This is a genomic window from Butyrivibrio sp. XPD2002, assembly GCF_000423945.1.
Taxonomy (GTDB): domain Bacteria; phylum Bacillota; class Clostridia; order Lachnospirales; family Lachnospiraceae; genus Butyrivibrio.
Genome location: NZ_KE384118.1, coordinates 38,672 through 45,441, shown reverse-complemented (window position 1 = coordinate 45,441; position 6,770 = coordinate 38,672). Strand labels below are relative to the sequence as shown.

Genomic DNA, 6,770 nt, shown 5'->3' with positions numbered 1-6,770 from the left:
TATCTAATATATTGACTCCCCTCGCGGGAGGGTTGTTCAGGAGCCGTTACGTCTATTCGCGAACAAGTATTACTATAGACTTCACGGATGGAGTAGCGTAGACAATCGTATTACGCCAGTAGAAGGATTTGTTCGCGACCGGGTCTATCGGCAACTTGAAGACGCACCCCACGAGGTAACCGATAACTAGAATTGTTCGGGCATCGGCGTAATGCCACCCGGAAAGCCATCCCCGCGAGGTAACCGATATCATCACGGCCTACAAAATAGGCGTAACACCCACCAGAAGCCCTCACCGCGAGGCAACCAACATCATCATCCTTCTTCAAACAGACGTAACGCTCACCCAAAATCTCCCCTCCCGCCAAAACTTTTGTATTATAATATTCATAAAACAGACAATATCGACAAAAGAACAGGAGGACCACCATGCCATTTATTGATTCAAAAGTAAGTGTAAAAACCACACCTGAACAGAGAACAGAACTCAAGGAAAGACTTGGACAGGCCATCGCTCTGATTCCCGGAAAGAGTGAGAGCTGGCTCATGATCGACCTTGCTGATGAGCAGGAGATGTACTTTAGAGGTGACGGACAAAAGCCCACAGCCTTCATTTGTGTAAATATTTTCGGAGATCCCGACAGGGCTGCATTTGAGAGAATGACTGCAGAGCTCACAAAAATATACGGCGAGGTGCTGGGAATAGCTCCTGACCGCATGTATATAAAATATACAGCTTCTCATGAATGGGGATGGAACGGAAGCAATTTCTAAACAGAATTAAAAGCATGAAAAAACAAGACTATCTCTTACCACGGCGCTCGTAGCCTGTTTCCTGATAGTATTTTGTTTTTTCTTCATACATTATCTTGTCAGAGAGTTTCTTTAACTCGTTTATGCTTGCATCCGGATGATCCTTATGGGATGCATAGCCGATAGAAAGCGCAAGATCATCGGAGTAGCTTCCTTTCCAGGAAGCTGCTTTTTGATTAATCTTATCGACGATTGCAGCTATAGCGGTGGAGTGAACAACAGCGGTGAATTCGTCGCCGCCTGTTCTGTAAACCTTGCCTTTTTTACCGATGGCGGAGGTGAGACAGTCAGCTGCTGCGCGGATAAGCTCATCGCCGGCGTCATGTCCCAAAGAATCGTTGATGGCCTTAAGTCTGTTGATATCAATAGACAGGATAACAAGATCTGCCTCCATGGGTCCACTTTCATAGCGGGCAATATCAGCATCAAGACTTCTCCTGTTGAAAAGCTGAGTCAGCTCATCAGTAAGGGAAATCCTGATAAGATTTTCCTCACGTCTCTTATCAGAGTTGATATTCTGAACAGTGTAAATAACGGTGGTGGGAACGCCCTGACCATTGGATTCCACATTGATGTACTGGGCGCGGAACCATCCGGTCTTAGTGTTAACAAATTCCCCGAATATAAATCTTTTTCCTGTAAGTCTCCTTTCAAGTGTTCTTAAATTGGTAAAGTCCAGAAAGGCTTCAAGATAATCAGGAGAAACCTGCTTTTTTATCATGTGATTCATGACGGTGTGAGCGTGCTTCTCAAAATCCAGCTCGTAGGTCTCGTAGGACTGGTCATTGAGGGACGTCTCAGTCATGGAATTTAAGTCGATCAGATTCACATGGTCATAGATTTCTGCCATTGAAAACAGAATGTTCATCTGCTCCTTTAACCTGTCAGAGTTTTCCAAAGCTTCCCTGTTTTTCTGCATAAGAGCGGAAAAGAAATCGTAGAGAATCTTAGTCAGGGTAAGTCCTGCTACCAGCATGACCATAGTCTCGATGGTGTAACCCAGCATCGTATTTACAAAGTACTCAAAGGGTGTATCGAACGTGGAATTAGTGCTGCTGTCGTAGGGTGATATAAGCCAGGTAGAAATGACCATTGCGGCATAATTGGTCAGCAGGGTAATTGAAAACAGTTTTCCATCGCAAAACAGAATACTTAGTAGTGGAATGAAAAACCAGGTGATGTGAATGTGGATATGGTGATACACCATAAATACCAAAAGAAGCTCCATGGAAATAAGAGCAAGCAGGCCAACGTGCTCAGAATAGGGCCAGATCTTGATGATAAGGAGATGGAGCAGAGCCACGATAAACATGTACATGGAAACTGCCATGCAGGTCGAATAGGTAGCTGCCATAAAAACGCCGAACTTAATACCGACAGCAATAGCAGGACCTGTCAGAATGCAGAACCAGAGAACAGTGTTTAAATATCTGTTCACCATCTGTCTGTTTTCACGTATGAAGGATGAATAATCGGTGACATCAGAGATAGAGTGTCTGATATCAGAAAAATTCATATTTACCATATTTATACCTGTCGCGTGAAATGATCAACTGCGCTTTTCTAATTCTTCATGCCTGATTCTCTTGGCTTCATACATGTTGTTGTCCATGTGCTTTAAGAAGGCATCAAGAGACTCGTTTTCGGAATCGTAGGTGCTGCATCCCATGGAAAGGGATAGCTTGTAGGGTCGCCTGTTCTGACTGTTGAAAAATTCGACTGCTCTGGTCATACGGATTTTTATGTTCTCTAATTCTTCTATAGAAGTGTCATAGGCCAGGAGAATAAATTCATCTCCTGCAAAACGTATTGCAGTTGCATTGTCAGGCTTATTATTGTTAAGAATCTTTGCTACATCGGTCAGAGCTTTATCACCGGTGGAGTGTCCATAGGTGTCATTTATCTGCTTAAAATAGTCCACATCCACCATAATTCCGCCAAGCTTTGGATCCTTGAATTTTCCTGTGAAATCAAGCTTGTAATACAGATATGCCCTGTTATAAAGACCTGTCAGAGTATCAAGGTAGGCGGATTCGTTCTGTATGGACATATAGATTGCGGTGATTCCGACTGCAAGTGATACCCAGATAAGTGATACACCAAAGAATATTAGCTGCAGCGCACATCCTAAGGTAATTGGGCCAAGAAACAGGTATAGAGGGAAAAACCTTACCTTACCGTACTTTTTCTCATATTTTGCAATGACAATATAGCTAAACAGAAGATATACGGTATCGATCAGGTAGTAGACATAGCTCAGCGGAAGCCTGTGATATACATTGTCCTCTGTGACATAGAAAATTATCGGGTAAAAAAGATTAACGAAAACAAGAATTATCATTATAACGGCAGGAATAGAAGCCAGATTATAGATTTTTCTCAGCCTGTAAATGGAGTGGTAGAGCTTATAATCCTCATAAAGGCACCAGCTGAAAACAAAAACCGGATTTGCAAAAAAGCAGAATGAATTAGCCATGATGTTGATAATTCTCCAGGCATTACCGGGGTTTCCGTCCGCATAAAAAGAGATGAAATCAACGAAGCATGAAATCAGTGTAAGAAAAGCGATATTTGAAAAAATCTTCATGTCAAGCTGCTGATCGACGCGCTTAAAACGACTGTTGATCAGCAGAGCTATAAGAAGAATTATTCCTATGTAATCTGTTACTGCGACTGCAACTATATTCATAAATTCCTCCAAATGGGAATTGAAATCACTTAGTGCATTCACCTCTTCAATTATGATTGTACCATGTTCAGTTTTACGGATAAATAAACAGAAAATTGGGTATTTAAAATTTAATATTTTCTTTATGATTTGTTTATCAATTGACCGATTTTGAAAGGAGAGAGGGATATGAAAAAGAAATTGGCATTGGCGTTGGCCGGAGTAATGACATTTGGCCTTATTGGATGTGGTGGTTCAGGTTCAGCACCTGCAAAGACACCTGCAGCTGACACAAAGACAGAGGAGGCAGCATCTGCAGAGACTTCTACTGCAGAGGCATCTACAGAGGGAGCTGCTGAGGAGACAGCTGAGGCAACAGAAGAGACATCTGAGGACGGCGCAGCTACAGAGGTTGCTGGAATGGACGAGCTCATCGAGGCAGCTAAGGCTGAGGGCGAGCTGGTTGTTTACGGTTCCTGCGAAGAGGAGTATCTTGCAGCAGCTTGTGAGAACTTCGAGAAGTTATACGGCATAAAGGTTCAGTATCAGAGACTTTCAACCGGTGAAGTTCAGAGTAAGATCGAGGAAGAAAACGGTAATCCTTCAGGTGATGTATGGTTTGGCGGCACAACAGATCCTTACAACGTAGCAGCAGGTGAGGGCCTTCTTGAGGCTTATGAAGCTCAGAATGCAAGCCACCTCATCAGCGATACATACAGGGATAAAGACGGCTACTGGTATGGAATATATAAGGGAATCCTTGGCTTCATGGTAAACAGGGACGAGCTTGAGAGAATGGGAGTTGAGGAGCCCGCTGACTGGCAGGATCTTCTTGATGAAAAGTATAAAGGCCTTATCTGGCTTTCAAACTACAACACAGCTGGAACAGCTAAGCTTGTTATCAACACAATGATCCAGAAGTACGGTCATGATGAAGGTATCCAGTACCTTGTAGACCTTGATAAGAACATCGAAGTTTACACAAAGTCAGGTTCAGGCCCTTCTAAGAACGTTGGTACAGGTGAGTGTATCGTTGGTATCGGTTTCCTTCATGATGGAATCACACAGATCGTAGACAACGGCTATGGCAACATTGATCTTATTATTCCTTCAACAGGTACATCCTTCGAGGTTGGTGCAACAGCTATTTTCAAGGGTTGTGCTCATCCCAATGCAGCTAAGCTTTGGATCGAGTATGCACTTTCTCCTGATTGCGTAGAGCTTGCAGCTCAGAACGGTTCTTACCAGTTCCTTGTAATTGACAACGCACAGCAGCCTGAGGTTGCTTCAGAGTTCGGCCTTGATCCTGAGAACGTTATGGACTATGACTTCGAGGATGCCAAGCAGAACACAGAGAAGTACATTGAAGAGGTTATGACAGCTCTTGGAAGCGCAGCAGACGATCGTTTCCAGACCGAGTAATTGTTAGGGGCGGCAATCTAAAATGATTGCCAGATTAGAGAAGTATTTCTTGTGGTTACAGATTATGAAGGACGGATGTAAAAATCTTCCGTCCTTCTTTTTAAGAGGAGGATTATATTGATGGCTAAGAGTCAAAGTGCCAGCCTTGACAGAAAAAAGCTGATGGCTGATCCGATAATGGTCACAACCATTGTGCTTTTGGTGGCTTTTCTTACTTTGTTTATTCTATATCCGCTGGCAATACTGCTGGTGGACAGCTTCATTTCAGAAGAAGGTTTCACACTTGCTATTTTCGAGAGAGTAATGGCTCTTGCAAACTTCAGAAGAGCTATAACAAATACACTTAAAGTAGGATTTTTGGTAGGTATTGCATCAGCTCTCATAGGTCTTCTTTTTGCCTATGTAGAGGTTTACGTTAAGCTTAGAACGAAATTTATGGAAAATCTTTTCAAGGCAGTTTCCATGCTGCCTGTAGTATCACCGCCGTTTGTATTATCTCTTTCAATGATAATGCTCTTTGGTAAGGCAGGTATTATTACAAGATTTTTATTACACATATACGACAACAGTGTCTACGGTTTCTGGGGAATTGCGATTGTTCAGACACTTACATTTTTCCCTGTTTGCTACATGATGCTCAAGGGACTTCTTAAAAACATCGATCCGTCACTTGAAGAGGCTGCAAGAGACATGGGCGCTTCAAGATTAAAGGTATTCATGACTGTTACATTCCCGCTTATTCTTCCGGGACTTGGAAATGCTTTCCTTGTAACCTTCATCGAGTCAATCGCAGACTTTGCGAACCCTATGATTATCGGTGGTTCCTATGACACACTTGCAACAACGATTTACCTGCAGATCACAGGTGCCTACGACAAAGAGGGTGCGGCTGCAATGGCGGTAGTACTTCTCGGAATCACACTTCTTATGTTCGTAGTTCAGAAGTATTATCTTGAGGCGAAGAGTACAGCAACTCTTTCAGGAAAAGCTTCAAGAGAGCGTATGCTCATCACTGATAAGTCAGTTACAGTGCCGCTCACAATCCTGTGCTCAGCACTTGCAATGTTTGTTATTCTGATGTACATCTGCGTTCCCTTCGGCGCAATGTTCAAGACCTGGGGATATGATTTCCATCTTACCTTCAAGTGGTTTGGACAGGTATTTACAAAGTACAAGGGACTTAAGGCATTTAAGGACAGCTTCATACTTTCACTTATTTCAGCGCCTATAACAGCACTTTTGTCCATGATCATTTCTTATCTGGTTGTAAAAAGAAGATTCAAATCAAAGGGCTTCATTGAGGCAGTTTCAATGCTTGCAATGGCAGTTCCCGGAACAGTACTCGGCATTGGTTACATCAGAGGTTTTTCAGGCGGTATCTTCGGAACAGGAATCCTTCAGAGCCTGTACGGAACAGGAGCAATCCTTGTAATCGTATTCATCGTTCGAAGCCTTCCTACAGGTACCAGAAGCGGTATCTCAGCTCTTCGTCAGATCGATAAGAGCATCGAGGAATCAGCTTATGACATGGGTGCGGACAGCTTCAAGGTATTCATGACAGTTACTCTTCCTCTTATCAAGGACAGTTTCCTCAGCGGATTTGTAACATCCTTCGTCCGCAGTATTACAGCGATCAGTGCGATCATCCTTCTGGTTACACCTTCTTATCTGCTCATCACAGTTCAGATCAATGAGTTCGCAGAGAAGGGATCCTACGGAATTGCCTGCGCATTTGCATCAATCCTGATTCTCATTACCTACAGTGCGGTTCTTATCATGAACCTTCTTATGAAGTTCTTCGGAACCAGCCGCAAGGTGAACCTGGATAACTAATAATCAATATGTCAGCCGAACCTTTGATACGGCA

The 6,770-nt window shown here is 43.1% G+C and carries 5 protein-coding genes; 3 read left to right on the top strand and 2 right to left on the bottom strand.

Translation table 11 applies throughout. From position 1 onward, the window contains the following. The first annotated feature begins 429 nt into the window (after positions 1-429). Positions 430-774, top strand: coding sequence for a phenylpyruvate tautomerase MIF-related protein (locus tag G587_RS0120465; protein WP_026493760.1), 345 nt, complete (start codon positions 430-432; stop codon positions 772-774). A 28-nt stretch (positions 775-802) separates the two neighbouring features. On the opposite strand, the gene G587_RS24900 is transcribed toward G587_RS0120465, so the two are convergent. Next, positions 803-2,329 (bottom strand): sensor domain-containing diguanylate cyclase, encoded by a 1,527-nt coding sequence (locus G587_RS24900; protein ID WP_207637489.1) that lies wholly within the window; start codon positions 2,327-2,329, stop codon positions 803-805. 33 nt (positions 2,330-2,362) lie between these two features. Next, entirely contained in the window at positions 2,363-3,502 is a 1,140-nt protein-coding gene (locus G587_RS0120455; protein WP_026493758.1) for a GGDEF domain-containing protein, read from the bottom strand. A gap of 168 nt (positions 3,503-3,670) precedes the next feature. Between G587_RS0120455 and G587_RS0120450 the strand changes: the two genes are divergently transcribed. Both G587_RS0120450 and G587_RS0120445 read left to right on the top strand, forming a co-directional pair. After that, on the top strand, positions 3,671-4,903 hold the full coding sequence (locus G587_RS0120450) for an ABC transporter substrate-binding protein (protein ID WP_026493757.1): 1,233 nt from the start codon (positions 3,671-3,673) through the stop codon (positions 4,901-4,903). A 120-nt stretch (positions 4,904-5,023) separates the two neighbouring features. Then, a complete protein-coding gene (locus G587_RS0120445; RefSeq protein WP_026493756.1) occupies positions 5,024-6,736 on the top strand; it encodes an ABC transporter permease in 1,713 nt (570 codons plus the stop codon). Positions 6,737-6,770: the final 34 nt, after the last annotated feature.

Coding starts and splice junctions, on each gene's coding strand:
- G587_RS0120465 (WP_026493760.1), top strand. CDS start 430: ATGCCATTTATTGATTCAAAAGTAAGTGTAAAAACCACACCTGAACAG.
- G587_RS24900 (WP_207637489.1), bottom strand. CDS start 2,329: ATGAATTTTTCTGATATCAGACACTCTATCTCTGATGTCACCGATTAT.
- G587_RS0120455 (WP_026493758.1), bottom strand. CDS start 3,502: ATGAATATAGTTGCAGTCGCAGTAACAGATTACATAGGAATAATTCTT.
- G587_RS0120450 (WP_026493757.1), top strand. CDS start 3,671: ATGAAAAAGAAATTGGCATTGGCGTTGGCCGGAGTAATGACATTTGGC.
- G587_RS0120445 (WP_026493756.1), top strand. CDS start 5,024: ATGGCTAAGAGTCAAAGTGCCAGCCTTGACAGAAAAAAGCTGATGGCT.